Here is a 26,542-nt window from a genome sequence, read left to right on the forward strand (position 1 = left end):
CGCATCGCTACAGCGTAACGTCGCGCAGATGTCCGCGAAGGTGTCGCCCAGCACCAGAGCCTTGATGAAAAAAGGCGCGATGGTGCCAGCTTTGGCCGGCTCATGGAAGCTGTTTTGGCCCATTGGAGGAGTAAACCCTACCTTTTACCTGTGGGAGCGGGTTACCCCGCGAATGCTTCGTTGGGGTCATAAGGTTGTACCCATGGGTTGCACTTCTCGGCATTGCAGTGGTGCAAAGGTGTTACCGAGGAGCACCTTTGGTGCATTTGTAAGTGGGTATTTCAGTAATCCGCCTATTTGGTGCCCTTTCGGTCAAGGAATGGCCGAAAGCCCTCCGGGCCGCATCCTAAAAGGCCTGCAGAGTTTTCTGATGAATGTATTCAGCACCTGGCGCGCTTATTGCCAGTAGGAAACCGCCGATTGCAGCGACGCCTAGGTCAACCCCTGGCGCGCTCTGTATCCGCAGTCGGCGTGGTCCACTCCTTACAAAGGTAGTTTCAATGAGCGGTAACAATTCCAATGACCTCGCTCAGGGGCTCAAACAACGGCATGTAACCATGCTGTCCATCGCTGGCGTCATCGGTGCCGGCCTGTTCGTAGGCTCCGGCCACGCCATCGCAGCTGCCGGCCCTGCCGTGCTGCTGGCTTACGCTGCCGCTGGTACGCTGGTCGTGCTGGTGATGCGTATGCTGGGTGAAATGGCAGTCGCCTCGCCTGACACCGGTTCGTTCTCTACGTATGCCGACCGCGCCATCGGGCGCTGGGCCGGGTTCACCATTGGCTGGCTGTACTGGTGGTTCTGGGTGCTGGTGATTCCGCTGGAGGCCAACGCGGCCGCGGCCATTCTGCATGCCTGGTTCCCCGCAGTTGATCTGTGGGCGTTCTCCCTCATCATTACCCTGGCACTGACACTTACCAACCTGTGCAGCGTGAAGAACTACGGTGAGTTCGAGTTCTGGTTTGCCTTGCTCAAAGTGCTGGCGATCATCGGCTTCATCGCCGTGGGCTGTGCTGCTTTGTTCGGCTTTGTACCGAATAGCCAGGTGAGCGGTGCCAGCCACCTGTTCGATACCCAGGGCTTCATGCCCAACGGTCTGGGCGCAGTGCTGGCCGCGATGCTGACCACCATGTTCTCGTTCATGGGTACTGAAATCGTCACCATCGCCGCTGCCGAGTCGAAGGACCCGGGCAAGCAGATCAGCCGTGCCACAAACTCGGTAATCTGGCGTATCTGCCTGTTCTACCTGGTGTCGATCTTCCTGGTCGTGGCCCTGGTGCCGTGGAACGACCCGGCCTTGGCCGAGGCTGGCTCCTACCAGACCGTGCTGAGCCGTATCGGTGTGCCGAACGCCAAGCTGATCGTCGACATCGTCGTGCTTGTTGCAGTAACCAGCTGCCTGAACTCGGCGCTATACACTTCTTCGCGCATGTTGTTCTCGCTGAGCAAGCGTGGCGACGCTCCGGCCATCGCCCAGCGCACCACCAAGGCGGCGACCCCGCACGTGGCGGTACTGCTGTCCACTGCGGCGGCGTTTCTCTGCGTGTTCGCCAACTTCGTGGCACCGGCCCAGGTATTTGAGTTCCTGCTGGCCAGCTCTGGCGCCATTGCGCTGCTGGTGTATCTGGTGATCGCCGTGTCGCAACTGCGCATGCGCGCCCAGCGTGAAGCCCGTGGCGAAAAGATCACCTTCAAGATGTGGCTGTTCCCGGGGCTGACCTGGGCGACCATTGCCTTCATCGTTGCCATTCTGGTAGTCATGGCGCTGCGTGAGGATCACCGTGTAGAGATCATTGCGACTGCGCTGCTGAGTATTGCTGTGGTGGCGGCTGGCTTGCTGGTTCATCGCAAGCGCGAGGCTGCCGGGCGGGTGGCGCTGGACAGCTGACCCGCGCTGGCTTAAATGAAAAGGCCGCGCCCTGTGAAGGGTGCGGCCTTTTCTGTCGCCTGTGATGGCCCTTTCGCGGGCAAGCCCGCTCTCACAGGTTCACCACAGGCCTGTCAGCCAAACTGCTTCTGCTGTTGCTGCTGCTTGGCCACGAGTTCGGAAGCTGCGATATAGGCTTCCTGGAATTCATCACTCTCCAGCCAGGCCATGGTGGTCTCTTCGTCAGCGCCGTCCAGCCATTTGCGGTAGGCGTTGAACACCAGCACGATGTAGTCGGTGGCGTGTTCTTCCTTGTGCCCCTTGAGCACGAGGGCGAGTAGCGGGTCCACCAGGAACACCGAGATCATTGGCACCAGGCCGCCTTCCTGGGCTTCCTTCATCTTGTTGAACATCGCGTCGTAGCTGCCCGACTCCATGGCCTTGTTGTACACCTGCTCGACGCTGGCGCTGTCGCCGGCGCTGGCCTTGACCGCTTGGCCGCTGCGTACCATGCGGTTCTGCTTGGCCTTGCTGGCGGCGCGCTTGGCGCGTTTCTGTTGCTTGGTAGGGGTGGCCATGGGCAAATCCTTGGGTGTGTCTGAAAGTGCGCGTATTGAAGCGCAATTGCCCGATAAACCCAAGCAGTGCTCCCGAGCGCTGCAGTGGAGAGGTCTGCGGGATGGTAGGCATGCCGAGCCTTCAGGTGGCTGGCTGCGGAGTCTCATCTTCTTCGAAGCCGCGTGAAGCTCGGCCTACCAGCAGAGGGTCGGGTGCATACGCCACCCGAGGGTCTTTACCCGGGTAGTCCAGCGAATGCAGGAAATGCCGGATGCAGTTGATCCGCGCCCGCTTCTTGTCATCGGACTTGATCACCGTCCACGGCGCATCGGCTGTATCGGTATGGAAGAACATCGCCTCCTTGGCCGAGGTGTAGTCCTCCCACTTGTCTAGCGACTTAATGTCGATGGGTGACAGCTTCCAATGCTTGAGCGGGTCGTCCCGGCGCGAAATGAAACGGCGCAGCTGCTCTTCGCGGTTCACCGAAAACCAGTACTTGAACAGCAGGATGCCACTGTTGCACAGCATGCGCTCCAAGTCTGGCGTCTGACGCATGAATTCCAGGTACTGCAGTGGCGTGCAAAAATCCATCACCTTCTCGACTCCGGCCCGGTTGTACCAGGAACGGTCGAAGAACACCATTTCACCCTCCGTGGGCAGGTGCTGGATGTAGCGCTGGAAGTACCACTGGCCTTTCTCCTGCTCGGAAGGCTTCTCCAGAGCGACGATGCGCGCACCGCGTGGGTTGAGGTGCTCCATGAAGCGCTTGATGGTGCCGCCCTTGCCTGCGGCATCGCGCCCTTCGAACAGGATCACCACCCGCTGGCCGGTTTCCTTCACCCAGCTCTGTACCTTCAGTAGCTCGATCTGTAACGCATGCTTGGCCTTATCGTAGTCCTGGCGTCGCAGGCGGGTACGGTAAGGGTAGTTGGCCGGCAGGCGCGCCGAGGTGCTGTCTTCGTTGCTGCCCTTGGGGGCGGTGGCAACCTCCAGCGCTGCGGGTTGCTGGCTGATGCTGGTTATTGTCGGCTCCGGCTTGCGCTGGCGTGGGCGGCGGGTGCGGATCGGTGTGAGTGCGGATTCGCTGGGGGAGGGGAGCAGGAGGGGTGATTCTTCGCTCATGGAGGTCCTTGCTGGTCGATACGGATGTCCGTATTCGATTATGAAGGTGAGCGAATAATGGCTATTTGATGCTGATCAATGAGAAAAATTACAGACAACAAAAAACCCGCACTAGGCGGGTTTCTTGTTGTCGCTTCGGGTAACTTTGCAACCACCAGAAGCTTGAAGGTGGTGCCCAGAGACGGAGTCGAACCGCCGACACGAGGATTTTCAATCCTCTGCTCTACCGACTGAGCTATCTGGGCGACGAGGTGAATTAAATAGATTTCCGGACCGCTCGTCAACGACTTTTTGAAAAAATTTTAAATTAATTCCGTCGCTTACGATTTTTGGGGTCATTCGGCCGGTGGAACGTAGCCTTCGGCCTGGGCGTATTCTTCGCCGGCGAAAAACTTGTCCATTTCGGCCTGGAGGAATTTGCGGTCCTCGGCGTTCATCATGTTCAGGCGTTTTTCGTTGATCAGCATGGTCTGGTGCTTCTGCCAGTCGGCCCAGGCTTTCTGCGAGATGTGTTCGAAGATGTCCTGGCCCTTGGCGCCGGGGTAGGGCGGGCGTTCCAGGCCTGGTAGTTCTTCTTGGTACTTGCGGCACATCACGGTGCGGGTCATCGGGCGTCTCCTGCAATCAGTTCGTCGGTCGCGCGTTCAAGCAGTTTTTTCACCGGGGCGGCGAGGCCCAGACGCGGCGGGGTGGCGAGGTTATACCAGAGCCAGTCGGCCTCGGCCACGTGCTCGCCGACCGGGTCGACGCGTACTAGCCAGGGTTCGATCGCCAGCTGGAAGTGGCTGAAGGTATGGGTCAGGCCGTCCATGGCGTGGCGGCCAGCCAGGCGCAGGCCGTGCTGATAGGCCAGGTCGTCGAGCTGGGTGATGTCGTCCAGTTCCGGGAGGCTCCACAAACCACCCCACAGGCCGCTGGAAGGGCGTCGGTAAAGCAGGATGGCGCCTTCGTGGTTGGCCAGCAGAGGCATCAGTGTGCGCCGTTGCGGCAGCGCCTTGCGCGGTTTGGGCTCGGGGTAGCGGGTTTCTTCGCCGTGCAGGTGCGCTTCGCAGCCACGCTGCAACGGGCAGATCAGGCAGCTGGGCTTGCTGCGCGTGCACAGCGTGGCGCCCATGTCCATCATCGCCTGGGTGTAGTGGTTGGCGCGTTGTTGCGGGGTGAAACGCTCGGCAGTGGCCCATAGCTGGTTGGCAACCTTGGGTTCGCCTGGGTAGCCCGCCTGGGCGGTGTAGCGTGCCAGCACGCGCTTGACGTTGCCGTCGAGGATCGGTGCGCGGATGCCCATGCTGATGCTGGCGATCGCGCCGGCAGTGGAGCGGCCGATGCCGGGCAGCTCGGTAAGCTGCTCGACACTGCGCGGGAATTCGCCGCCATGTTGCTCGACGACGACCTTGGCGGCCTTTTGCAGGTTGCGTGCGCGGGTGTAGTAGCCCAGGCCCGTCCACAGGTGCAGCACTTCGTCCTCCGGTGCCTCGGCCAGGGCTTGCACGGTTGGCAGGGCCTGCATGAAGCGGTCGAAGTAGTTGAGCACGGTGCTGACCTGGGTCTGCTGCAACATGATTTCCGACACCCACACGCGGTACGGGGTGATGCCCTGTTGCCAGGGCAGGTCGTGCCGGCCGTGCTCGTCATACCAGTCCAGCACAGCGCTGGAGAACTGCTCGGGGCTCATCGCTTGAATAGCCCCTTGAGCGCGTCTTTCAGTTCCGGGCTCACTTTGTCTCCAAGTTTTTCATCAAGCTTTTCATCGATCTTGTCTTTCAGGCGGTTGCCGGCCAGCTTGGCGGCAACCTTGCCCAGGCCGTTCTGGTCGAGGCGGCAGGCCTTTGCGCCGAGTTCCAGCGGGCCACGGCAGCGTAGGGGTACTTCAACACCCACATAACGTTCGTTGACCTGGCAGGCCGGGTCTGGCATGGCACGCTGGTCGCCTTCGACGATTACGCCGATGTTGTAGTCCATGCCCAGCACGCGCAGGTCGAGGTCACCATGGCCGTTGACGGTCAGGCCCGGGATGCGCGCCTTGAGGTCCGGGTTGCTGGCGACGCCATTGCGTATGACCAGGCTGCCGCGCAGTTCCTGGAACGGGGTGTCCTTGCCGCGTGGTTCGCTGCTCAGCGTCTTGCGATTGAGCGTGGCGATGGCCTGGCACAGTTGCTGTTCCAGGTTGGCATTGACCAGCACGCCATCGTTGATGGCGAAGTTTGCGCTGCCGTTCAGGGTGTCGACCAGTGCCTTCTGGCTGTTACCGGTGGCTGTCAGATCACTGGTCAGGGTCAGCAGGCCCTTGACTGGTGGCGTCTGTTCCTTGCCTTCGGCCTTGATGAAGTGCTCCACCGGCACCCGCTGGATGTTGGTGTTCACACCCAGCTGCGGCACGGCAGGGCGCACGTCGACCGTGCCCTTGGCTTCGAAGGTGCCGTTGTACAGCTCTCCGCGCAGGGTTTGCAGGGTCAGCAGGCCGCCTTGGCCAACGGCCTTTAGCTGGGCGTTTTCGATCGGCAGCTTATCCAGGGTCAACGAGCCGAAGGCCAGGTCGGCCTGCAGATCGAGGGCGCGCAAACGGTCGACCGGCAGCAGCTTGTCGTCGCTCCATGCCACTTGTGTCGGGGCACTGGGCAGTGGTGTGGAGCCGGCACTGGCTACGGCGCTGGCCTCTTGTTGCTTGACCTCGGCCTGGCGCGCAGCGGTGGCGCCCTTGGCCTCTTCGCTCTTGGCCGGCAGGTAGCGGTCGGCGTCGAAGGTGTCGCCCTTAAGCTGCAGGCGCAGGGCCTGTCTGGCGAAATCTTCGACGGCCACGCGGCCGCTGAAGGTGCTGTCGTCCAGCTTCACCGCCAGGTCTTCCAGGGCCAGGCTGTCAGGCGTGCCCTTCAGGCGAGTTACCAGTTCCAGTTTGGCGAAGGCGGCCGGGTCGTTGGTGGCCGGCAGCGGGCGGCCGATGCTTTCAAGGAAGGTGCGCAGGTTGAACTGGGCGATGGACAGGCCGCCGCTCAGCTGGGGTGCCTTGTCCAGATCACGCAGGTTCAGCTCACCGAGGGCGCGCAGTTGGTTGGCCGAAACTTTCAGGCCGTTCCACGTGGCGACATTGGCGGCCAGGTCGACCAGCAGTTGGCCTTGGGCGGCGAAAGTCACGGTCTTGCCGCCAGTTGGCTCACCCGAGGTCTCGCCCGACAGGCGCATGTCTTCGAAGTTGTAGCGCTTGAGCTTGCGGTCGAAGCGCAATTCGCCGGCCAGTTCGGTACGGGCCTTGATGTTCGGCTGGCTGGCGCTGATGAAGGCGCTGGCCTTGAGCGGGATGTTTGCGCCTTCATGGACCGGGCCGGTGCTCAGCTGGATGCTCTCGGCGCTGTAGCTGTGACCGGTCTTGGCATCGGTGTACTGCACGCGGGCGTTGTTCACGGTCAGGCTGTCGATGTCCAGCTTGATGGCGCGCTCGTTGCTGTCGACGGTCGCAGGCTTCTGCTCGGCAGGTGCCTGTGCCGGTGCATTGGTACTTGCGCCATTCTCCGCGGGCAGCGGCTTGCCGATGTCCTCCCAGTTGCCATGGCCCTGTTCGTCGCGCGTCAGGGTCAGGTTCAGGCCTTCGACACGTACGTCGCTCATTTGTACTTCGCGACGCAGCAGCGGCAGCACACGGACTGAAAGGCCAAGCATCTGCAGATCGGCGAACGGCTCCTTGGGTTTGTTCAAGGTAGCGATGCTGGCTTCGTGCAGCTCCAGGCCCAGCCACGGGAACAGGCTCCAGCCGATGTCACCGTTGAGGGTCAGTTCGATGTGAGCCTTGTCGCGTGCCAACTGGCGAATCTCGTCTTTGTAGTCGTTGGGATCAAAGAGGTGGGTCAGGGCGAAGCCCAGCGCCACGATGATCAGCAGTAACCCGAGAAGCCCCAGTCCCAGGATTTTGCCGAACGCTTTCATGGGCGAGTCCTTTTAGTCCGTTAGTGAGTTCAGGCGGCAGAGTATAACGCTGTAGCGGTTCCCCCTGCTTGTACGACTAGAGATGTAGGAAATTCCTACGCCTGTATCAGATGGTACGGCTTTCGACAGCTTAATATTGAGCTTGTGCCGGAACCATGACCGTTTCAGTCGGGCAGAATTGAACGATGGCAGATTGCTTTCATCCTGCTTGATGCTGCTACCCTTGCGCCGCTTCGCGAGCACCTTCCCAATAACAAGGATCAGATCCATGACCAGTACTGTCGCGACGGGAACCTCGGCCAGTGCGCCAGGTTTCCTGTCGAAGGAACGCATAATTGCCCGCCCAGGCTTCAACCGCTGGCTGGTTCCGCCAGCCGCCCTGGCTATTCACCTGTGCATCGGTATGGCCTACGGCTTCTCGGTATTCTGGCTGCCTTTGTCGCAAGCCCTTGGGATCACCGCCCCCGTCGCCTGTGCAGCAGACATGGGCTTCATGGCCCGAATGTTCAGCGCCGAATGCGACTGGCCAATCTCGATGCTGAGCTGGATCTACACCCTGTTCTTCGTATTCCTCGGCTGCTCGGCGGCGGTGCTGGGCGGCTGGCTGGAGCACGCCGGCCCGCGCAAGGCTGGCCTGGTGTCGGCGTTGTGCTGGTGCGGTGGCATGCTGCTTTCGGCGATAGGTGTGAAAACCCATCAGCTGTGGCTGATGTGGCTTGGCTCCGGCGTGATCGGCGGTATCGGCCTGGGCCTGGGCTACATCTCGCCGGTGTCGACCTTGATCAAGTGGTTCCCGGACAAACGCGGCATGGCCACCGGTATGGCGATCATGGGCTTTGGCGGCGGGGCCATGGTAGGGGCACCGCTGGCCACCGCGCTTATGGGGCATTTTGGCAATGAGCACGAAGTTGGGGTATGGCAGAGCTTTGTCGCCATGGCGGCGATCTACTTCGTGTTCATGACCGCTGGCGCCTTGGCGTATCGCGTACCACCGACCGGCTGGAAGCCTGAAGGCTGGGCTGCGCCGTTGAAGAATGCCAGTAACGCCATGGTCACCGACCGTCACGTGCACGTCAGTGTGGCCTGGAAGACCCCGCAGTTCGCGCTGATCTGGCTGGTGCTGTGCCTGAACGTGTCGGCGGGCATCGGCATTATCGGTATGGCTTCGCCGCTGCTGCAGGAAGTGTTCGCCGGTAAATTACTGGGCAACGAACTGACCTTCAGCCAGCTGAGCACTGCGCAGTTGGCGCAAATTGCCGCGATCGCCGCCGGCTTTACCGGCCTGCTGAGCCTCTTCAACATTGGCGGCCGGTTCTTCTGGGCATCGTTCTCCGACTACATCGGCCGCAAGAACACCTACTTTGCCTTCTTCGCTTTGGGTGTGGGCTTGTACAGCCTGGTACCGAACATGGGGCACCTGGGCAACGTGGCACTTTTCGTGGCCGCGTTCTGCATCATTCTGTCGATGTATGGCGGTGGCTTTGCAACGGTGCCGGCCTACCTGGCCGACCTGTTCGGCACGCAGATGGTGGGTGCCATTCATGGCCGCCTGCTGACCGCTTGGGCGGCAGCCGGGGTGCTGGGGCCGGTGCTGATCACCTACCTGCGCGAGTATCAACTGGCGGCGGGCGTGGAGCGGGCGGCGGCTTATGACATGACCTTGTACATCCTCGCGGGTCTGCTGGTGCTGGGCTTTATCTGCAACATGCTGGTGCGTCCGGTGGCCGACAAGCACTTCATGAGTGATGCCGAACTGACGGCCGAGCGCGCGTTGAGCCATGACAAGGGCGCCGATGGGGCGCGGTCGCTGGAGTGGAAAGCGGCGCCAGGCAGCCTGCCACTGGTGCTGCTGGCCTGGGCGGTGGTGGTTGTGCCGTTGGCCTGGGGTGTCTTGGTGACCTTGCAGAAGACCGCTGTGCTGTTCCATTGATCAGCAGGGGGCGCGTTGCGCCCCTTTCGCAGATGCAGGAGCGGGCCATTGTGGTTGTATAGACCTGTAGCGGTATTCAGTCCGTGTAAATCCTGGCTTTGCCATATGTCATCCGCGTTTCAAGCTGGCGCGTTCTGGGCCTATAATGAAACCCTTTTCGCCCAATGATTTTGCGGAGCTGGTGATGGTTGAACGTAAGGCTTCCGTCGAGCGCAATACCCTGGAAACCCAGGTCAAGTGCTCGATCAACCTCGATGGCAGTGGCAAGGCCCGATTCGATATCGGTGTGCCCTTCCTTGAACACATGCTGGACCAGATCGCCCGCCATGGGCTGATCGATCTGGATATCGAGTGCAAGGGTGACACGCATATCGACGATCACCATACCGTCGAAGACGTCGGCATCACCCTGGGCATGGCATTCGCCCAAGCCATCGGTGACAAGAAAGGTATCTTCCGCTACGGCCACGCCTACGTGCCGCTGGACGAAGCGCTGTCACGCGTGGTCATCGACTTCTCTGGCCGCCCAGGCCTGCAGATGCACGTGCCGTATACCCGTGCCAGCGTTGGTGGCTTCGATGTCGACCTGTTCCAGGAGTTTTTCCAGGGCTTCGTCAACCATGCCCTGGTAACCCTGCACATCGATAACCTGCGTGGTCACAACACCCACCACCAGATCGAAACCGTATTCAAGGCTTTCGGCCGCGCCCTGCGCATGGCCATCACTCTCGACGAGCGTATGGCCGGGCAGATGCCTTCCACCAAAGGGTGCCTGTAAATGCAAACGGTAGCCGTAATCGACTATGGCATGGGTAACCTGCACTCGGTGGCCAAGGCGCTTGAGCACGTAGGTGCCGGTAAAGTGCTGGTTACCAGCGATGCCTCAGTGATCCGCGAGGCCGACCGTGTGGTGTTCCCGGGCGTGGGCGCGATTCGCGACTGCATGGCCGAGATCCGCCGCCTTGGCTTCGACAGCCTGGTGCGCGAAGTCAGCCAGGACCGCCCGTTCCTTGGCATCTGCGTCGGTATGCAGGCGCTGCTCGAACACAGTGAGGAAAACACCGGCGTCGACTGCATCGGCCTGTTCCCTGGCCAGGTGCGCTTTTTCGGCAAAGACCTGCAAGAAGACGGCGAGCACCTTAAGGTGCCGCACATGGGCTGGAACGAAGTCGTCCAGACCATCGATCACCCGCTGTGGCACGACATCCCTGACCGCGCACGTTTCTACTTCGTGCACAGCTACTACATCAATGCCGGCAAACCAGGCCAGGTGGTGGGGCGCGGTCACTATGGCGTCGACTTCGCCGCAGCGCTGGCCGACGGTTCGCGTTTTGCCGTGCAGTTCCACCCGGAGAAGAGCCATACCCATGGCCTGCAGTTGCTGCAGAACTTCATCGCCTGGGACGGGCGCTGGTAAATGAGCAGGTCGAAGACCAAGGCCCCGAGCATCACCCTTGCCCCCGAACAGGAGCGCGAAGCGCTCGATACCTTGAAGCGCTTCCTCGAAGACCGCTTCGAGCTGCAGTTGGGGTCATTCGAGGTGGCCGAGGTCCTCGAGCTGTTCAGCAAAGAGATTGCACCCCATTACTACAACAGGGCGATTGCCGATGTTCAGCTGCACCTCAAGGAGCGGTTCGAGAGCATCGAAAGCGACCTGTGGGCACTCGAGAAGCCCTGAAACCCAACAAATAGACAGGTTCCCAAGATGCTGATTATCCCCGCTATCGATCTGAAGGACGGTGCTTGCGTGCGCCTGCGCCAGGGCCGCATGGAAGACTCTACGGTATTTTCCGACGACCCGGTGAGCATGGCCGCCAAGTGGGTCGAGGGTGGCTGCCGCCGCCTGCACCTGGTCGACCTCAACGGCGCCTTCGAAGGCCAGCCGGTCAATGGTGAAGTGGTTACCGCCATCGCCAAGCGCTACCCGAACCTGCCGATCCAGATCGGCGGCGGTATCCGTTCGCTGGAAACCATCGAACACTACGTCAAGGCTGGCGTCAGCTACGTGATCATCGGCACCAAGGCAGTCAAGCAGCCCGAGTTCGTCGCTGAAGCGTGCAAAGCCTTCCCGGGCAAGGTCATCGTCGGCCTGGACGCCAAGGACGGTTTCGTCGCCACCGACGGTTGGGCCGAAGTCAGCTCGGTGCAGGTCATCGACCTGGCCAAGCGTTTCGAGGCCGATGGCGTCTCGGCGATCGTCTACACCGACATTGCAAAGGACGGCATGATGCAGGGCTGCAACGTGCCCTTCACCAAGGCACTGGCTGAAGCCACCCGTATCCCGGTGATCGCCTCGGGTGGCATTCACAACCTGGGCGACATCAAGGCCCTGCTGGACGCCAAGGCCCCGGGCATCATCGGCGCCATCACTGGCCGTGCCATCTACGAAGGCACCCTGGATGTCGCTGAGGCCCAGGCCTTCTGTGACAACTACCAAGGCTGAGGACTGAACCATGGCACTGGCCAAGCGCATTATCCCTTGCCTGGACGTGGACAACGGCCGGGTGGTCAAGGGCGTCAAGTTCGAGAACATCCGTGACGCCGGCGACCCGGTGGAAATCGCCCGTCGATACGACGAGCAAGGTGCCGACGAAATCACCTTTCTCGACATCACCGCCAGCGTCGATGGCCGCGACACCACGCTGCATACCGTCGAGCGCATGGCCAGCCAGGTGTTCATCCCGCTGACGGTCGGTGGTGGCGTGCGTACCGTGCAGGACATCCGCAACCTGCTCAACGCCGGTGCCGACAAGGTCTCGATCAACACCGCCGCGGTGTTCAACCCGGAGTTTGTCGGCGAGGCGGCGGACCGTTTCGGTTCGCAGTGCATCGTTGTCGCCATCGATGCCAAGAAAGTGTCCGGGCCAGGTGAAGAGCCGCGTTGGGAGATTTTCACTCACGGCGGGCGCAAGCCGACCGGGCTGGATGCAGTCGAGTGGGCGAAGAAGATGGAAGGCCTGGGCGCTGGCGAGATCCTGCTGACCAGCATGGACCAGGACGGCATGAAGAACGGCTTCGACCTGGGAGTCACCCGCGCTATCAGTGATGCGCTGGGCATTCCGGTGATTGCCTCGGGGGGCGTGGGTAACCTGCAGCACCTGGCAGACGGCATTCTGGAAGGGCACGCCAGCGCGGTGCTGGCGGCCAGCATCTTCCACTTTGGCGAGTACACAGTGCCGGAGGCCAAGGCCTACATGGCTTCGCGCGGGATTGTCGTTCGCTGATCCATTGATCGGGGCTGCTTTGCAGCCCTTCGCGGGCACGCCCGCTCCCACAGAGATCTCAGCAAACCTGTGGGAGCGGGCGTGCCCGCGAAGGGCCGCGAAGCGGCCCCAATTGCCTCAACCGAGGTTCTTGCCGAGCAGCGCGTGGTAAAGCTCGGTATCCCCGAGAATCCCCACCACCTTGTCGTTATCCTGCAGCACCAGCTTGTTGCCGGTCTGATAACGAATCTGCAGTGCGTCACGCATGCCAATATCGGCGTGCACCACAGTCGGCCTGCGCTCCAGCAACTCCACATCTTGCCCCGGTGCCCATTTCTGCATGTCCAGACCGTTCTGGCCCTGGCGTGCACGCTTTAGCGCGCCGCCTTCGCCAAGGTCCAGCCACGAGTCGATACCTGGGTCCAGGCACACCGAGCCATTGACCCGTTTGCAGTTGTCCAGGCTGCGCATCAGGCTGCGGCCGCACAGCACGTTCAGCGGGTTGGTATGGGCGACGAAGGTGCGCACGTATTCGTCGGCCGGGTTCAGCACGATCTCCTCCGGTTTGCTGTACTGGATGATCCGCCCGTCTTTCATGATCGCAATGCGGGTACCCAGTTTCAGCGCTTCGTCCAGGTCGTGGCTGACGAACACGATGGTTTTGCTCAGCTTGGCCTGCAGGCCAAGCAGCTCATCTTGCAGGCCCTGGCGGATCAGGGGATCCAGCGCCGAGAACGGTTCGTCCATCAGCAAGATGTCGGCATCCATCGCCAGCGCCCGGGCCAGGCCCACGCGCTGTTGCATGCCGCCAGAAAGCTCATCCGGCTTCTTGTTGCGCCACTGGGTCAGGCCCACCAGCTCAAGCTTCTCGTCGACCAGCTTGCGCCGTTCCTTTTCCGGACGACCCTGCATCTCCAGGCCAAAGCTGATGTTCTCGCGCACCGTCAGCCAGGGCATCAGGGCAAACTTCTGGAACACCATCGCAATGCGCTTGGTGCGCATCATCTTCAGTTCGGCCGCGGAGCAGTTGGCAATGTCGATGTGCCTGCCTTCATGTTCGACGAACAACTTGCCGCGGCTGACGGTGTTGAGGCCGTTGATGCAGCGCAGCAGGCTCGACTTGCCCGAGCCGGACAAGCCCATCAGCACGCAGATCTCGCCTTTGTTGATATCGAGGTTGGCCTTTTCGACACCCACCACCAGGCCGGTCTGCTTGAGGATCTGCTCGCGGGTCTGGCCTTGGTCCAGCAGCGACAGTGCCTCGCGCGGCTTGTTGGAGAAGATGACGTCGACGTCTTCGAAACGAATGATGCTCATGCCTCACCCCTTACCGGCAGTTCCGGTTGCTTGCAGATACGGTCGAGCATGATTGCCAGCAGCACGATCGCCAGGCCCGCTTCGAAGCCCAGGGAGATATCGGCGGTGTTCAGTGCGTTGACCACAGGTTTGCCCAGGCCGTCAGCGCCGACCAGGGCGGCAATTACCACCATCGACAGCGACAGCATGATGCATTGAGTGACACCGGCGGCGATGCTTGGCATCGCGTGCGGAAGTTCGATACGGGTAAGCAGTTGCCGACGCGAGCAGCCAAAGGCCTTGCCGGCGTCCATCAACTCTTGGGGCACGTCGCAGATGCCCAGGTAGGTCAGGCGAATGGGCGCTGCGATGGCGAACACCACGGTGGAGATCAGCCCCGGTACCACGCCCAGGCCGAACAGGGTCAGGGTAGGGATCAGGTAGACGAAGGTGGGCACCGTCTGCATCAGGTCGAGCACCGGGCGCATGGCGGTATAGAACATCGGTTTGTGCGCGGCGAGGATGCCCAGTGGTACGCCGATCAACACACATACCACCGTGGCGAAGGTGACCTGCGCCAGGGTTTCCATGGTTTCCTGCCAGTAACCCAGGTTGAGGATCAGCAGGAACGACAGGGCAACGAACGCGGTAAGCGCCCACTTGCGCTGGATCAGGTGCGCCAGGGCGGCGAACAGGGCGATGAGAACGAGCGGGTTGAACCAGGTAAGGATACTGGTAACCCCGTAGATCATGAACTCCAGGCCTTGCGCGATGGCGTCGAAGTAATTCGCGCCATGCTGGGTCAGCCATTCGACGAACGACGCGATGTACTGGCCCAAAGGTATTTTCTGATCGATAAGCATGATAGCGAGCTTCCACCTGCATAGATTGAAATCAACCCGGAGCAGGCACGGTCCTGCCCCGAGGTAGCGCTACTGCGTAGTTCGTTATTGCGTAAGCTTGGCCTTGGCCGCCTCCAGGCCGGGTTTGCCATCAACGGTAGTTACGCCGGCCAGCCAGGCATCCAGCTTGCCTGGGTTGTCCTTGATCCATTTTCTGGCGGCGGCTTCGGGTTTCATCTTGTCGTCCAGGACATAGCCCATCATGGTGCTTTCATCCTTGAGCTCGAACGACAGGTTTTTAAGCAGTTGGCCAACGTTGCTGCATTCCTGCGTATACCCCTTGCGGGTGTTGGTCAGCACGGTGGCCTTGCCGAAGTCGGGGCCGAAGAATTCGTCCCCGCCGGTCAGGTACTGCATCTTGAAGCGAGTGTTCATCGGGTGTGGCTCCCAGCCCAGGAACACCATTGCCTCGCCGCGTTTCTGCGCGCGATCAACCTGCGACAGCATGCCCGCCTCGCTGGACTGCACGATCTTGAAACCGGCGTCCTTCAAGCCAAAGGCGTTCTTGTCGATCATGCTCTGGATGGTGCGGTTGCCGTCGTTACCCGGTTCGATGCCGTAGATCTTGCCGTTCAGTTCTTTCTTGAACTTGGGAATGTCGCTGAAATCTTTCAGGCCCTTGTCATACAGCGCCTGGGGGACTGCCAGGGTGTACTTGGCGTTTTCCAGGTTGGCGCGCACGGTTTCTACCGTGCCGGCGTCGCGGTATTGCTTGATGTCGTTCTCCATGGTCGGCATCCAGTTGCCGAGAAACACGTCCAGGTCCTTGCCGGTGGCCAGCGACTTGTAGGTCACCGGTACCGAGATCATGGTGGTGTGGGTCTTGTAACCCAGTGCTTCGAGCACAACGCTGGTGGTCGCGGTCGTGACTGTGATGTCGGTCCAGCCGACATCGGAGAAGCGTACAGTCTGACACTGCTCGGGTTCGGCTGCCTGGGCCAGCAATGGCGCGGACAGCAACGCAACCAGCAACAGCGAGGGTGAACCTTTCATGGATGGACTCCTGAGATATTGTCTTCGGGTTCGCGTGGGTCGCCGGGCTTTCTGAGGGTCCGGTCGACCAGGCCTGCAGAGGGCAGGATGCGTGGCCGTGCTTTACGAGTCGCTTTCGATAATCCTCCAGCGCCGGGCAATCGCCTACTGGTGGGGTCGTATCCAGTACGGAACGGGTCGTATCCAGTATGGGCGATGTCGCTTATGGATTTTTCCACCTCCTCACACGCATTTTTGCGTCATCAGGCCGCTGGAAAACGGCGTGGTGGGCGCAGTTCCTCGTTAAAAACAGCGCGGCGCTGCTGGACAAAAGTACGTCGGTTGCAGACGGCGAGGTGGGCGGTAAAAGCCCGATGATGCTGGCATTCAAGGCGGCCCGCTGTTTGAGCCTAGCAGCTACTCCGCCCTGCGCATGGCGCGCAGAGACAAGCCCAGCAAGAGGTGATTCGACAATGGCCATCAGCGTGTTCGACCTGTTCAAGATCGGTGTCGGGCCCTCCAGCTCCCACACCGTCGGCCCCATGCGTGCTGGCGCCCTGTTCGTTCAGGGCCTGCGCGAACGCGGCGAGCTGGAACGTGTAAAACGGATCGAAGTGCGCCTGTATGGCTCGCTGTCGGCCACCGGTATTGGTCATGGCACCGACAACGCCACCATCATGGGCCTGATGGGCGAGTGGCCTGACGCCATTGACCCGACCCAGATCGTGCCGCGTATCGCCGACCTGCGCGAAACCAACACCCTGCAGCTGGATAGCCGCTTGCCCATCGAGTTCGTCTGGGCCCGCGACATGCTGCTGCTGGACGAGAACCTGCCGTATCACCCCAACGCCATGACCCTGATTGCCGAAGGCGAGCAGGGCGAGTTGCACCGCGACACCTATTACTCGGTGGGTGGCGGCTTTGTAGTCGATGCAGCCCAAGCCGCCAGCGGTGTGCTGGATGCTGACCAGACGGTGTTGCCGTACGACTTCAACAGCGCCGCCGAACTGCTGCGCCTGTGCAAGCAAAACGACCTCAGCGTGTCGCAATTGATGATGGCCAACGAGAAGGTCTGGCGCAGCGAGGAAGACATCCGCGCTGGCCTGCACAAGCTCTGGGAAGCCATGCAGGAATGCGTCAACAACGGCCTCAAGTACGAGGGCACGCTACCGGGCGGGCTGAACGTGCGCCGCCGCGCCGCCAAGCTGCACCGCAGCCTGCAGGAAATCGGCAAGCCCAACGTGATCGGCTCGACCATGAGCGCCATGGAATGGGTCAACCTGTTCGCCTTGGCGGTCAATGAAGAAAACGCCGCCGGCGGGCGCATGGTGACCGCACCGACCAACGGCGCGGCGGGCATCATCCCGGCGGTGCTGCATTACTACATGCGTTTCAGTGATGAGGTTGATGAGTCCAGCGTTGTCGATTACTTCCTGGCCGCCGCCGCCGTGGGCATCCTGTGCAAGAAGAACGCCTCGATCTCTGGTGCCGAAGTAGGTTGCCAGGGAGAAGTCGGCTCGGCCTGCGCGATGGCCGCAGCAGGCCTTGCCGAAGTACTCGGCGCCACTCCCGCACAGGTTGAGAACGCCGCTGAAATTGCCCTGGAACATAACCTTGGCCTGACCTGCGACCCGGTTGGCGGGTTGGTGCAAGTGCCCTGCATCGAGCGCAACGCGATTGCTGCGGTGAAGGCCATCAACGCGGTGCAGATGGCGTTACGCGGTGATGGTGAGCACTTCATTTCCCTCGATCAGGTAATCCGCACCATGCGCGATACCGGGGCCGATATGCACGACAAGTACAAAGAGACCTCGCGCGGTGGCCTGGCGGTCAGCGCTATCGAGTGCTGATTTGCTGATCTGACCTCCAGGGCGTCTTCGCGGGCAAGCCCGCTCCTACAGGAACTGTGCAAATCCCTGTAGGAGCGGGCTTGCCCGCGAAGAGGCCCTTGAGGCTGATGCAGGTGCAACACAACCGCCTATGCCTCTTTATGGTGCGGTGATTTGCGGCCCGCCTACCGATCGTCGGATGTCGCGATCAGTGTAGGCGTTGTCGGTGACACTTAAAGGTGTCGCTTCTGGGAAACCCACGCGGCACGTGTCACTAAACTGCTCAACCGTTACAGGCAACGCGCTAGCTCGCCTGTTTTGGACGACTGGCCAACACGATGCAAGTACTTGAAATGCCCAATAAAGGCGTCGTTTTCAGGTTTTTTTGGATGGCCGTTCAAGTTTAGGCACGGCGTTTGCGTTGAGATTGGCAAGCCTACCCCCGGAAAATGACCGAGGGGTCATAACAAGAAGTAAGTGCCCGCCTGAGGCACACCCTGCATTTGTGTGAGGAGAAATCGCGATGACGTCGTACAACTCCGGGAATCCAACCCAGAACCGCACAACACCCCAGTCCATCGGGTTTCTTCTATTGGACAATTTCACCCTGATTTCCCTGGCATCGGCGGTCGAGCCGCTGCGCATGGCCAACCAGCTGTCTGGCCGTGAGCTGTATCGGTGGCACACGCTGACGATCGATGGCGGTCAGGTGTGGGCCAGCGATGGTCTGCAAATCACACCGGATGCGGCAATCAGCAATGCTCCGCCCATCGACACCGTGATTGTCTGTGGTGGTGTTGGCATCCAGCGTTCCGTCACCCGTGAACACGTCACCTGGTTGCAAGCCCAGGCCCGTCAGTCGCGCAGGTTGGGTGCCGTGTGCACCGGCAGTTGGGCACTGGCCTGCGCTGGCCTGCTCGACGGCTTCGATTGCAGCGTGCACTGGGAATGCCTGGCCGCAATGCAGGAAGCCTTCCCGCGGGTGAACATGAGCACCCGCCTGTTCACCCTTGACCGCAACCGCTTCACCAGCTCCGGTGGTACCGCGCCGCTGGACATGATGCTGCACCTGATCAGCCGTGATCACGGCCGTGAGCTGTCGGCGGCGATTTCCGAGATGTTCGTCTACGAGCGTATTCGCAACGAGCAGGACCACCAGCGTGTGCCGCTCAAACACATGCTTGGCACCAACCAGCCGAAGTTGCAGGAAATCGTCGCGTTGATGGAGGCCAATCTGGAGGAGCCGATCGACCTGGACGAACTGGCGGTGTATGTATCGGTTTCGCGACGCCAGCTTGAGCGCCTGTTCCAGAAGTACCTGCACTGCTCGCCGTCGCGCTACTACCTGAAGTTGCGCCTGATCCGTGCGCGGCAGCTGCTGAAGCAGACGCCAATGTCGATCATCGAAGTGGCATCGGTGTGCGGATTCGTGTCGACCCCGCACTTCTCCAAGTGCTATCGCGAGTACTTTGGCATTCCGCCGCGTGACGAGCGCGTGGGCTCCAACACCGCGCAGCAGGTGGCCATGATGCCGATTCCGCAGGCCATGACCCTGTCGCCGCACAGCGGGCCGATGGCGGCCCTTAGCCAGGCGCGCAACGAGTCGACATTTGCCAGTGTAAGGCTCTGAGACCGCGCCGGCCTCTTCGCGGGCACGCCCGCTCCCACAGGTCACACCCGCTGAGCTTGAGCCAGCGGTGACCTGTGGGGGCGGGCATGTTCCGCGAAGAGGCCGGTCCTGGGTAAATGAATTACGCGCGTTTGTTGAACTGCGCCAATGCCGGCAACAGTTGCTTGTCGATGGCCTGGCGCACCGCAGGTAGGATCGTCGCACTACCGGTGTACATCTGCTCCACCATCCCCTTCAGCGCTCGCGCATTGGGCTCGTTCAGCCCGCGAACCACCGCTTCACAAGCCTGTTCGGCACTGGCTCCGGCAGGAATATCGAAACCGCGCGCGCGCAAGTGGCCGGCGAGGTCGTCCTGATCAATCAAATCCGCATGCATCATGGCTGTTGTCCCTTTTATCGCTAAGAGAGTGCTGCTGTGATTTACGACCGATTCTGTGACGTGCGCGACAGCCTCGCAAGGACAGAATGTCGCCATGGCTGCTTTGGCTAAGAACAGGTCGTTTACGACTAAATCCCCTACCAGGCAAGCACGCACACTGAAGCCATTCACGGTACAGAGGGTTTGGTCACCCTCGCTCACGCACAGTGGATGTTGCTCGCTCTTGGCCCCGGTAGCTCACGGCTTTCCGGGGTTATTTTTTTTGCAACTGTTATTTATATTGGTTTTTGGGAATCGATGTCCGTGGACGAGTAAGGCTCCGATATCTGGAGCATGAACATGGACCGGGAAAAATTAAAGTTTGGCTTGTTAGGTGCTGTGTTTATTTTTGCAGGGTGTACAGCCTCGGAGCATTCGAATTATCTCGAAGGTTTAGCCGGCACGCTATTTCAGATTAAATCTGATCAGCGCCGTGAAGCACTTGAAAGTGTTAGCAAGGATAATTATGTCGATCCCGTGCGGGCTGAGGTAAAGACTTCGACAGTGGATTACCCCGAGCAAGTTATGTCCGTCAACATTTTTACATGGTAAAGAGCTGTTAGGCGGAAAAATAACTTTTCTGGGGCATAACCACGGATGTACATTTTGGCGGTGGTAAACCAGAAGTGTTCAGATTTACAAGAAGACTGACCGGGCCAGTATATAGAGCGTTCGCTATGGTTGTCCGCTTCTGTACTGTCTGATTGTTGCGAGTGAAGGCGCCAGGGTGCTTCGTATCTATGGAGACCTTGGCGCCGGCTCCCTGGTCATTCAAGAAGGAAGTTTTAAGGTGCGCCCGATGTATTGCGGCGCCGGCGCCCCCTCCTGTTGCTCTGCCAAGTGGTTCAATTGGTAAACAGTGGTGTGCCCAAAAGGCGCTGACTGCGGCCCCGCCAGGTCCACGTGCAGTAACATCTGCTCGCTAGCCGCCAGGACGTCGTCGAACCCTGCCCGGTGCAGGCTGTGATACACGTGAAGACGCTTGTGGTCGAACCCGATGATCTGCGTCTGCACCCACACCTCGGTGCCCAGCTTCACCTCGTGCAGATAATTGATGTGCGCCTCCAGCGTGAACAGCGAATTTCCGCTTTGCCCACGGCTGTCGGCGTCCAGGCCAATGCGCTCCATCAGGGCGTCGGTCGCGTAGCTGAAGATCAGCAGGTAGAAGGCATCGCGCAGGTGCCCGTTGTAATCGACCCAGTCCTCCTGGACCGTGGTGCGGTAAGTGATCAAAGCAGGCATCTTGGTCTCCTTAATCGCCGAACGACATGCCGTGGCTGGCCTTGCTGGACTTCACCGCTTCCAGTACCGCCAGCAAGGTGTCGTCACGGTAGCGCTCCAGTGCAGCGATGCTGCGCTCGCCCTGTTGCTCAGCGGTGCCGCTCACCACATCGTCGATCAGCTTGTCGGTCAGTTCCGGTGCTGGCAGGTACGTCCAGGGCAGCTTCAGGGCAGGGCCGAACTGTGACATGAAGTGGCGCATGCCGGCATCGCCACCGGCCAGGGTATAGGTCAGAAACGTGCCCATGAACGACCAGCGCAAGCCTGCGCCGAAACGGATCGCGTCGTCGATTTCGCCCGTGGTGGCAACCCCGTCGTTGACCAGGTGCAGAGCCTCGCGCCATAGCGCCTCGAGCAGGCGGTCGGCGATGAAGCCTGGCACTTCCTTGCGCACATGCAGCGGGCGCATGCCGAGTGCGGTGTAGATGGTTTTGGCAGCTTCAATGGCCTCGGGTGAGGTGCGGCTGCCGCCGACGATCTCGACCAGCGGCAGCAGGTACACCGGGTTGAACGGGTGGCCGACGACGCAGCGTTCAGGGTGAGTGGACGACTCGTAGAACTCGCTGGGCAGCAGGCCCGAAGTGCTTGAACCGATGATTGCGTCAGGCTTGGCTGCGGCGCTGATTTTGGCGTGCAGGTCGAGCTTGAGGTCCAGGCGCTCTGGTGCGCTTTCCTGGATGAAATCGGCGTTACGTACGCATTCCTCGATGGTCGCCACGAACTTCAGGCGGTCTTGCGATGCGCCGGGTGCCAGGCCCTGTTTTTCTAGCGCCGGCCAGGCGTTGGCGATCCGTTTGCGCAGTGCCTGTTCGGCGCCGGGCGCCGGGTCCCAGGCCACCACGTCCAGGCCGTGGGCCAGGGCGCGGGCAACCCAGCCGCTGCCGATCACGCCGCTACCCAGGGCGGCGAAGGTTTTGATTTCAGTGATAAAGGGCATAGCTAGTCCTCAGGGTAAAACACAGTCATCAGGGTTACTGCCTAACCCTGTGGGAGCGGGCATGCCCGCGAACACCGGCGCGGCCGGTGCCATCCATCGCGTTGCCTGCTTCACGGGCACGCCCGCTCCCACAGGGTCTTCGGTGCATTTGCGATCGTTGAAAGGATCAGCAGCGCTTGAGGTTCATTTTTTCTCGGCCTTCTGCCGGGCTGAGCACGCGGCCACCCATGCGGGTGATGATCTCGCTTGCGCGTTCCACCAGTTGGCCATTGCTGGCCAGCACGCCACGGTCCAGATACAGGTTGTCCTCCAGACCTACCCGCACATTGCCGCCGAGCAACACAGCCTGAGCAGCCATAGGCATCTGCATGCGGCCGATGCCGAAGCCGGCCCAGGTGACGTTGGCTGGCAGGTTGTCGACCATGGCCTTCATGGTGGTGGTGTCGGCCGGTGCGCCCCACGGGATGCCCAGGCACAGCTGGAACAACGGGTCTTCGAGCAGGCCTTCCTTCATCATTTGCTTGGCGAACCACAGGTGGCCGGTGTCGAAGATTTCCAGCTCGGCCTTCACCCCCAGCTCGGTGATGCGCTTGGCGCCGGCGCGCAGTTGGGCCGGGGTGGACACATAGATCGAGTTGCCGTCACCAAAGTTGAGGGTGCCGCAATCGAGGGTGCAGATTTCCGGCAACAGTGCTTCGACATGGGCCAGGCGCTCCAGCGGGCCGATCAGGTCGGTGCCCGGGCCGAACTCCAGCGGCGTTTCACCCGGGCCGATTTCCAGGTCGCCGCCCATGCCGGCGGTGAGGTTGACGATGATGTCCACGTCAGCTTCGCGGATGCGTTCCATGACTTCGCGGTAGAGGTTTACATCACGGCTGAAACGGCCGGTCTGCGGGTCGCGGACGTGGCAGTGGACCACGGTGGCACCTGCTTTGGCGGCTTCCACGGCGGATTCGGCGATCTGTTTGGGCGTGACCGGGACCAGGTGGCTTTTCGAGGCGGTGTCGCCTGCGCCGGTGAGGGCACAGGTGATTATGACGTCGTGGTTCATGGTGCAGTTCCTTGTGATGTCGGTGTTGGCTTTTTCGCGGGCATGCCCGCTCCCACAGGATCAATGTGATCCCGAGTGTGGCGCTGTACCTGTGGGAGCGGGCGTGCCCGCGAAAGGGCCCTGTCAGTTGGCGGTAAGCTTGAGGTTGTCCGCAGCCGGCTTGCCATCGAAGGTGGTCACACCCTCAAGCCAGCGCGCCTTGTCATCGGGGTGGTCCTTGAGCCACTGGCGGGCTGATTCCAGCGCGTCCTTGTGGTCGAGCAGTGGCTGCATCATGCGGCTCTCGTCCTCGGCGCTGAACTTAAGGTTGGCCAGCAGGCGGTGGGCATTGGGGCAGCGTTCGGCGTAGTCCGGCGCCGTCACTGTCCACACCGTCGCACGGCCTTCGTCAGGGCCGAGCGCATCCCGGCTGTCACCTAGGTAGGCCATGTCGATGTTCACGTTCATCGGGTGCGGCGCCCAGCCGAAGAACACCACGGCCTCCTTGCGCCGCACCGCGCGGTCGACGGCGGCGAGCATGCCGGCCTCGCTGGACTCGACCAGCTGGAACTTGCCCAGGTCGAACTGGTTCTTGGTGATCATTGCCTTGATCTGGGTGTTGGCGCCGGAACCCGGTTCAATGCCATAGATCTTGCCGCCCAGCTCTTTCTCGAACTTGTGGATGTCGGCGAAGGTCTTCAGGCCCTTGTCGTAGAGGTATTTCGGCACGGCCAAGGTGGCGCGCGCGTCTTCCAGGCTTGGCTTGTCCAGCACTTTGACCTGGTTGGCATCGATGAACGGGGTAATGGTCTGAGTCATGATCGGGTTCCAGTACCCCAGGAACATGTCCAGGCGCTTGTCGCGGATGCCGGCGAAGATGATCTGTTGCGAGGCACTGGTCTGTTTGGTCTGGTACCCCAGGCCGTCGAGCAGCACCTGGGCCATGGCGCTGGTGGCAATGACGTCGGTCCAGTTGACCACACCAAGGCGCACGTTTTTGCAGACGGCGGGCTCGGCGGCGAAAAGCGGGGTGGCAACGATGCTGCTCAGGGCAAGTGACAACAGGCTGCGGCGGATCAAGCTGTGCATGGTGGCTCTCCATCGGCAGTGCGTATTGTTATTGAGGGCGGCCTCTGCGGACCGTGTGAATACGCTACGCTGGCGCTACCTTGCCCAAGCGCACGCTAGCGACAGGAATTAGCACCTGGGCGACCAGTTTTCTGTGGAGGAGGGGATGATGGAGACGATAGCCTTTCTGTTGGTGCCCGGGTTTTCCGCCATGGGGTTCATTTCGGCGGTGGAGCCACTGCGGGTGGCCAATCGTTTTGGTGGGCAGTTGTACCGGTGGCAGGTGCTAAGCCTGGATGGTGAGGCGGTGCTGGCGAGCAATGGCATGTCGATCAATGCCGATGCCGCCTTGGGGGAGGGGGAGCCGGCCAACATCCTGCTGGTGGTTGCGGGCTTCGAGCCACTGGCCAATGTCGCACCCAAACTGCTGCATGCGCTGCGCCGGCTCAACCACGAAGCTGTCATGCTCGGTGGTATCGACACGGGCGCGATGGTGCTGGCCGAGGCAGGGCTGCTCGAGGGCTACCGGGCGACATTGCATTGGGAGGCGCTTGAGGCATTCAAGGAACGCTATCCAGGCCTTCAAGCCACCCAGGAACTGTTCGAGATTGACCGCAGCCGCATCACCTGTGCCGGCGGAACGGCCTCGATCGATTTGATGCTGCACCTGATTGCCCAGTCTCACGGCAGCGAACTGGCGGTCAAGGTGTCCGAGCAGTTCGTGCTGGGTCGCATCCGTCAGCGCCAGGACCACCAGCGCATGCAGATCGGTGCGCGTTATGGCATCAGCAACAAGAAGCTGATCCATGCCATTGGCGAAATGGAAAAACACATAGAGCCACCACTGAGCACGCTGGATCTGGCTGCCGCGATCAGGGTAACAAGGCGTCAATTGGAGCGTTTGTTTCGCATGCACCTTGATGCCACACCGAGCAGTTTCTATCTCGCGTTACGGCTGGACAAGGCGCGCCAGCTGCTGGCCCAGACCGACATGTCGGTGACTGAAGTCAGCCTTGCCTGTGGCTTTGAACTGCCATCGTATTTCACGCGGCGCTACAAGCTCAGGTTTGGAAGGTGCCCGCGGGAGGAGCGTCGGCCTGGGGGTACAAAGTGAGCTTCAATCCAGCTCGCGCTCGAGAATCGCCCTCAGTTTTTCACGATTCCTTGCTTGCAGATCCTTGCGAAGCGAGGCAAAACCCGCTGCATTGAAGCGTGCACCCAGATGGTCGAATATCAGGTTCAACTTTCTGGTGGGCTCGACCGGGTCGGTAATGCAGTAGGTGTAAAACAGGATCGCAACCGGAACCTGGTCCCCTTCATGGTCCATTTCGATGCTTAGATGTGAAGAGGCGTTCATTACGGTGAAAGTATGCGTACCTGCCGACTGCAGAGCGGCTTGAACATTTTCTTCAAGGCTCTTGAACCAAGGCCCTTTCTCGCGGGGCGGGGGTAGATAGCCACTGTACACATCGCTCAATGCAAGCAGGTGCGGCTCATACACAATGGTTTTATGTGTATGTTCGAACAGGGTGAATTTCAATGATTGCAAGGTGGCGAGAGCGACAGCGAACCATTGCTGAGGCTGGGTCTCCATCGAGTATTTTTCATTGGCCATCGCTTGTGAATAACGCAGGCACAGCTGCAAATCTTCCCATGTCTCGAGTGTCAGCCAGGGCGCAGGCTTGATTCTTAGCCGCTCCTCGAATATTCGGGTGTCCAGGCTTGTATCGCCCATGTGGCATTGCTCCTCGATGGATGCATATGACCAGAACCGGGTACCAGCGCGCTCTGGTACCCGGCCTCGCTAATCAGATAGCGAGAAACGCGGCGATGTCGCCTTTGATCTTCTCGTTCACAAGATCACGTGCAGCGTCGAAGTGACGAACGCTGAACGTGCCCTGCTGCGACGCGCGATAGACGCGGGTAGAGGTTTTGTCGACCTTGCGGGTCAGGGCGCCTTCACGCTCGACTTTCGAGTCGTAGCTGGCCTGGAAGCTGGTCATGTGCATCGCCGGCAGGCCTTGTGGCGTCATTTCGCACTGGGCGACCACGAAGTTGCTCGATTTGCCGGATTCGCTGTGGCTGTGCTTTTCCAGATGCGCCTTGACTTCCGGTTTCTGCACGACAATTTGCAGAACACGCCTGGCGCAGGCGGCGCGACGAGGGTCCGCAGAGACACTGATGGTGACGGACTTGGTGATCAGCTCTGCCAAGGTCAGGTTGTCCTCATCAATGGCATCTTCGGCATGTGCTGCACCCGTCATGGTCCAGCCGAACTTGATCAGGCCATCGTTGTAGAAGTTGTACCACTCGCGCTGCTGGGTTTCCTTGTCGAACTTCTTGTTGGCCAGTTCGGTCATCAAGCGCATGCCGGCCAGGATGTCTTCTGCAATGTTGGCAGGGACATTGTCAGCGAAGACGCAGATGGTCTGGCCGGTAGCGGCTACGCGCTCTTGACCCTCTTTGCGGATTTTTTCCATTTCAACTTTGATGTCAGCCACTTTGTAATTCCTTGATAGTTGTGAGTTCCAAGACACACATGGTGAGCACGTGGTCTGAGGGCACTATCGAGTAATTACGCAGGGG

At 60.7% G+C, this 26,542-nt stretch carries 26 protein-coding genes and 1 tRNA gene; 11 read left to right on the top strand and 16 right to left on the bottom strand.

The window, feature by feature from the left end; translation table 11 throughout:
• The first annotated feature begins 500 nt into the window (after positions 1 to 500).
• Positions 501 to 1,886: a GABA permease gene (gene gabP, locus GST84_01505; protein ID XGB11102.1), complete on the top strand. Its 1,386-nt coding sequence runs from the start codon at positions 501 to 503 to the stop codon at positions 1,884 to 1,886.
• A gap of 113 nt (positions 1,887 to 1,999) precedes the next feature.
• Here gabP and GST84_01510 read toward each other — a convergent pair whose 3' ends face one another.
• The 6 genes from GST84_01510 to GST84_01535 form a co-directional block, all read right to left on the bottom strand.
• Positions 2,000 to 2,443 (bottom strand): hypothetical protein, encoded by a 444-nt coding sequence (locus tag GST84_01510; protein ID XGB11103.1) that lies wholly within the window; start codon positions 2,441 to 2,443, stop codon positions 2,000 to 2,002.
• A 121-nt stretch (positions 2,444 to 2,564) separates the two neighbouring features.
• Complete coding sequence (gene ppk2, locus GST84_01515) at positions 2,565 to 3,545, bottom strand: polyphosphate kinase 2 (GenBank protein ID XGB11104.1); 981 nt, start codon at positions 3,543 to 3,545, stop codon at positions 2,565 to 2,567.
• 169 nt (positions 3,546 to 3,714) lie between these two features.
• Positions 3,715 to 3,790, bottom strand: a tRNA-Phe gene (locus GST84_01520).
• Positions 3,791 to 3,880: 90 nt separating this feature from the next.
• Positions 3,881 to 4,153 (bottom strand): oxidative damage protection protein, encoded by a 273-nt coding sequence (locus tag GST84_01525; protein XGB11105.1) that lies wholly within the window; start codon positions 4,151 to 4,153, stop codon positions 3,881 to 3,883.
• Positions 4,150 to 5,217, bottom strand: coding sequence for an A/G-specific adenine glycosylase (gene mutY / locus GST84_01530; protein XGB11106.1), 1,068 nt, complete (start codon positions 5,215 to 5,217; stop codon positions 4,150 to 4,152). Before mutY ends, GST84_01525 begins: the two co-directional genes overlap by 4 nt.
• On the bottom strand, positions 5,214 to 7,460 hold the full coding sequence (locus tag GST84_01535) for an AsmA family protein (GenBank protein ID XGB11107.1): 2,247 nt from the start codon (positions 7,458 to 7,460) through the stop codon (positions 5,214 to 5,216). Before GST84_01535 ends, mutY begins: the two co-directional genes overlap by 4 nt.
• 268 nt (positions 7,461 to 7,728) lie before the next feature.
• Between GST84_01535 and GST84_01540 the strand changes: the two genes are divergently transcribed.
• The 6 genes from GST84_01540 to hisF all read left to right on the top strand — a co-directional run bounded on the left by GST84_01540 (position 7,729) and on the right by hisF (position 12,614).
• The gene (locus GST84_01540; protein ID XGB11108.1) at positions 7,729 to 9,390 is read left to right on the top strand and encodes an MFS transporter; all 1,662 of its coding nucleotides are present in this window, start codon (positions 7,729 to 7,731) and stop codon (positions 9,388 to 9,390) included.
• Between the two features lie 184 nt (positions 9,391 to 9,574).
• A complete protein-coding gene (gene hisB, locus GST84_01545; protein XGB11109.1) occupies positions 9,575 to 10,168 on the top strand; it encodes an imidazoleglycerol-phosphate dehydratase HisB in 594 nt (197 codons plus the stop codon).
• Positions 10,169 to 10,807: an imidazole glycerol phosphate synthase subunit HisH gene (gene hisH / locus GST84_01550; GenBank protein XGB11110.1), complete on the top strand. Its 639-nt coding sequence runs from the start codon at positions 10,169 to 10,171 to the stop codon at positions 10,805 to 10,807. It abuts the gene before it with no gap.
• Complete coding sequence (locus tag GST84_01555; GenBank protein ID XGB11111.1) at positions 10,808 to 11,068, top strand: DUF2164 family protein; 261 nt, start codon at positions 10,808 to 10,810, stop codon at positions 11,066 to 11,068. It abuts the gene before it with no gap.
• Between the two features lie 27 nt (positions 11,069 to 11,095).
• Positions 11,096 to 11,833, top strand: a complete 738-nt coding sequence (gene hisA, locus GST84_01560; GenBank protein ID XGB11112.1) for a 1-(5-phosphoribosyl)-5-[(5-phosphoribosylamino)methylideneamino]imidazole-4-carboxamide isomerase — start codon at positions 11,096 to 11,098, stop codon at positions 11,831 to 11,833.
• 10 nt (positions 11,834 to 11,843) lie between these two features.
• Positions 11,844 to 12,614 carry an imidazole glycerol phosphate synthase subunit HisF gene (gene hisF / locus GST84_01565; protein XGB11113.1) on the top strand — a complete coding sequence of 257 codons (771 nt, stop codon included), beginning with the start codon at positions 11,844 to 11,846 and terminating at the stop codon, positions 12,612 to 12,614.
• Between the two features lie 117 nt (positions 12,615 to 12,731).
• On the opposite strand, the gene choV is transcribed toward hisF, so the two are convergent.
• The 3 genes from choV to choX (GST84_01580) form a co-directional block, all read right to left on the bottom strand.
• The gene (gene choV, locus GST84_01570) at positions 12,732 to 13,910 is read right to left on the bottom strand and encodes a choline ABC transporter ATP-binding protein (protein XGB11114.1); all 1,179 of its coding nucleotides are present in this window, start codon (positions 13,908 to 13,910) and stop codon (positions 12,732 to 12,734) included.
• A complete protein-coding gene (gene choW, locus GST84_01575) occupies positions 13,907 to 14,752 on the bottom strand; it encodes a choline ABC transporter permease subunit (GenBank protein XGB11115.1) in 846 nt (281 codons plus the stop codon). Before choW ends, choV begins: the two co-directional genes overlap by 4 nt.
• Before the next feature lie 84 nt (positions 14,753 to 14,836).
• Positions 14,837 to 15,784 (bottom strand): choline ABC transporter substrate-binding protein, encoded by a 948-nt coding sequence (choX, locus tag GST84_01580; protein XGB11116.1) that lies wholly within the window; start codon positions 15,782 to 15,784, stop codon positions 14,837 to 14,839.
• 452 nt (positions 15,785 to 16,236) lie between these two features.
• On the opposite strand from choX (GST84_01580), the gene GST84_01585 reads away from it, so the two are divergent.
• Together GST84_01585 and GST84_01590 are read left to right on the top strand one after the other, a co-directional pair.
• Complete coding sequence (locus GST84_01585) at positions 16,237 to 17,613, top strand: L-serine ammonia-lyase (GenBank protein XGB11117.1); 1,377 nt, start codon at positions 16,237 to 16,239, stop codon at positions 17,611 to 17,613.
• A gap of 502 nt (positions 17,614 to 18,115) precedes the next feature.
• A complete protein-coding gene (locus tag GST84_01590) occupies positions 18,116 to 19,222 on the top strand; it encodes a helix-turn-helix domain-containing protein (GenBank protein XGB11118.1) in 1,107 nt (368 codons plus the stop codon).
• 121 nt (positions 19,223 to 19,343) lie between these two features.
• Here the strand turns inward: GST84_01590 and GST84_01595 are convergent, their stop codons facing one another.
• On the bottom strand, positions 19,344 to 19,601 hold the full coding sequence (locus tag GST84_01595; protein XGB11119.1) for a hypothetical protein: 258 nt from the start codon (positions 19,599 to 19,601) through the stop codon (positions 19,344 to 19,346).
• Positions 19,602 to 19,940: 339 nt separating this feature from the next.
• Here GST84_01595 and GST84_01600 point away from each other — a divergent pair, with 339 nt between their 5' ends.
• Positions 19,941 to 20,192, top strand: a complete 252-nt coding sequence (locus tag GST84_01600) for a hypothetical protein (GenBank protein XGB11120.1) — start codon at positions 19,941 to 19,943, stop codon at positions 20,190 to 20,192.
• Positions 20,193 to 20,411: 219 nt separating this feature from the next.
• On the opposite strand, the gene GST84_01605 is transcribed toward GST84_01600, so the two are convergent.
• The 4 genes from GST84_01605 to choX (GST84_01620) all read right to left on the bottom strand — a co-directional run bounded on the left by GST84_01605 (position 20,412) and on the right by choX (GST84_01620) (position 23,977).
• Positions 20,412 to 20,882, bottom strand: coding sequence for a thioesterase (locus tag GST84_01605; GenBank protein ID XGB11121.1), 471 nt, complete (start codon positions 20,880 to 20,882; stop codon positions 20,412 to 20,414).
• A gap of 10 nt (positions 20,883 to 20,892) precedes the next feature.
• Positions 20,893 to 21,858, bottom strand: a complete 966-nt coding sequence (locus tag GST84_01610; protein ID XGB11122.1) for an L-carnitine dehydrogenase — start codon at positions 21,856 to 21,858, stop codon at positions 20,893 to 20,895.
• Positions 21,859 to 22,024: 166 nt separating this feature from the next.
• Positions 22,025 to 22,909, bottom strand: coding sequence for a 3-keto-5-aminohexanoate cleavage protein (locus GST84_01615; GenBank protein ID XGB11123.1), 885 nt, complete (start codon positions 22,907 to 22,909; stop codon positions 22,025 to 22,027).
• Positions 22,910 to 23,032: 123 nt separating this feature from the next.
• Complete coding sequence (choX, locus tag GST84_01620; GenBank protein ID XGB11124.1) at positions 23,033 to 23,977, bottom strand: choline ABC transporter substrate-binding protein; 945 nt, start codon at positions 23,975 to 23,977, stop codon at positions 23,033 to 23,035.
• Positions 23,978 to 24,122: 145 nt separating this feature from the next.
• On the opposite strand from choX (GST84_01620), the gene GST84_01625 reads away from it, so the two are divergent.
• A complete protein-coding gene (locus GST84_01625; GenBank protein ID XGB11125.1) occupies positions 24,123 to 25,070 on the top strand; it encodes a helix-turn-helix domain-containing protein in 948 nt (315 codons plus the stop codon).
• Positions 25,071 to 25,073: 3 nt separating this feature from the next.
• Here GST84_01625 and GST84_01630 read toward each other — a convergent pair whose 3' ends face one another.
• Together GST84_01630 and GST84_01635 are read right to left on the bottom strand one after the other, a co-directional pair.
• Positions 25,074 to 25,691, bottom strand: coding sequence for a hypothetical protein (locus GST84_01630; GenBank protein ID XGB11126.1), 618 nt, complete (start codon positions 25,689 to 25,691; stop codon positions 25,074 to 25,076).
• A gap of 73 nt (positions 25,692 to 25,764) precedes the next feature.
• The gene (locus GST84_01635) at positions 25,765 to 26,457 is read right to left on the bottom strand and encodes a hypothetical protein (GenBank protein ID XGB11127.1); all 693 of its coding nucleotides are present in this window, start codon (positions 26,455 to 26,457) and stop codon (positions 25,765 to 25,767) included.
• Positions 26,458 to 26,542: the final 85 nt, after the last annotated feature.

The sequence above is a fragment of the Pseudomonas putida genome, assembly GCA_041879295.1.
Lineage (GTDB): Bacteria > Pseudomonadota > Gammaproteobacteria > Pseudomonadales > Pseudomonadaceae > Aquipseudomonas > Aquipseudomonas putida_Y.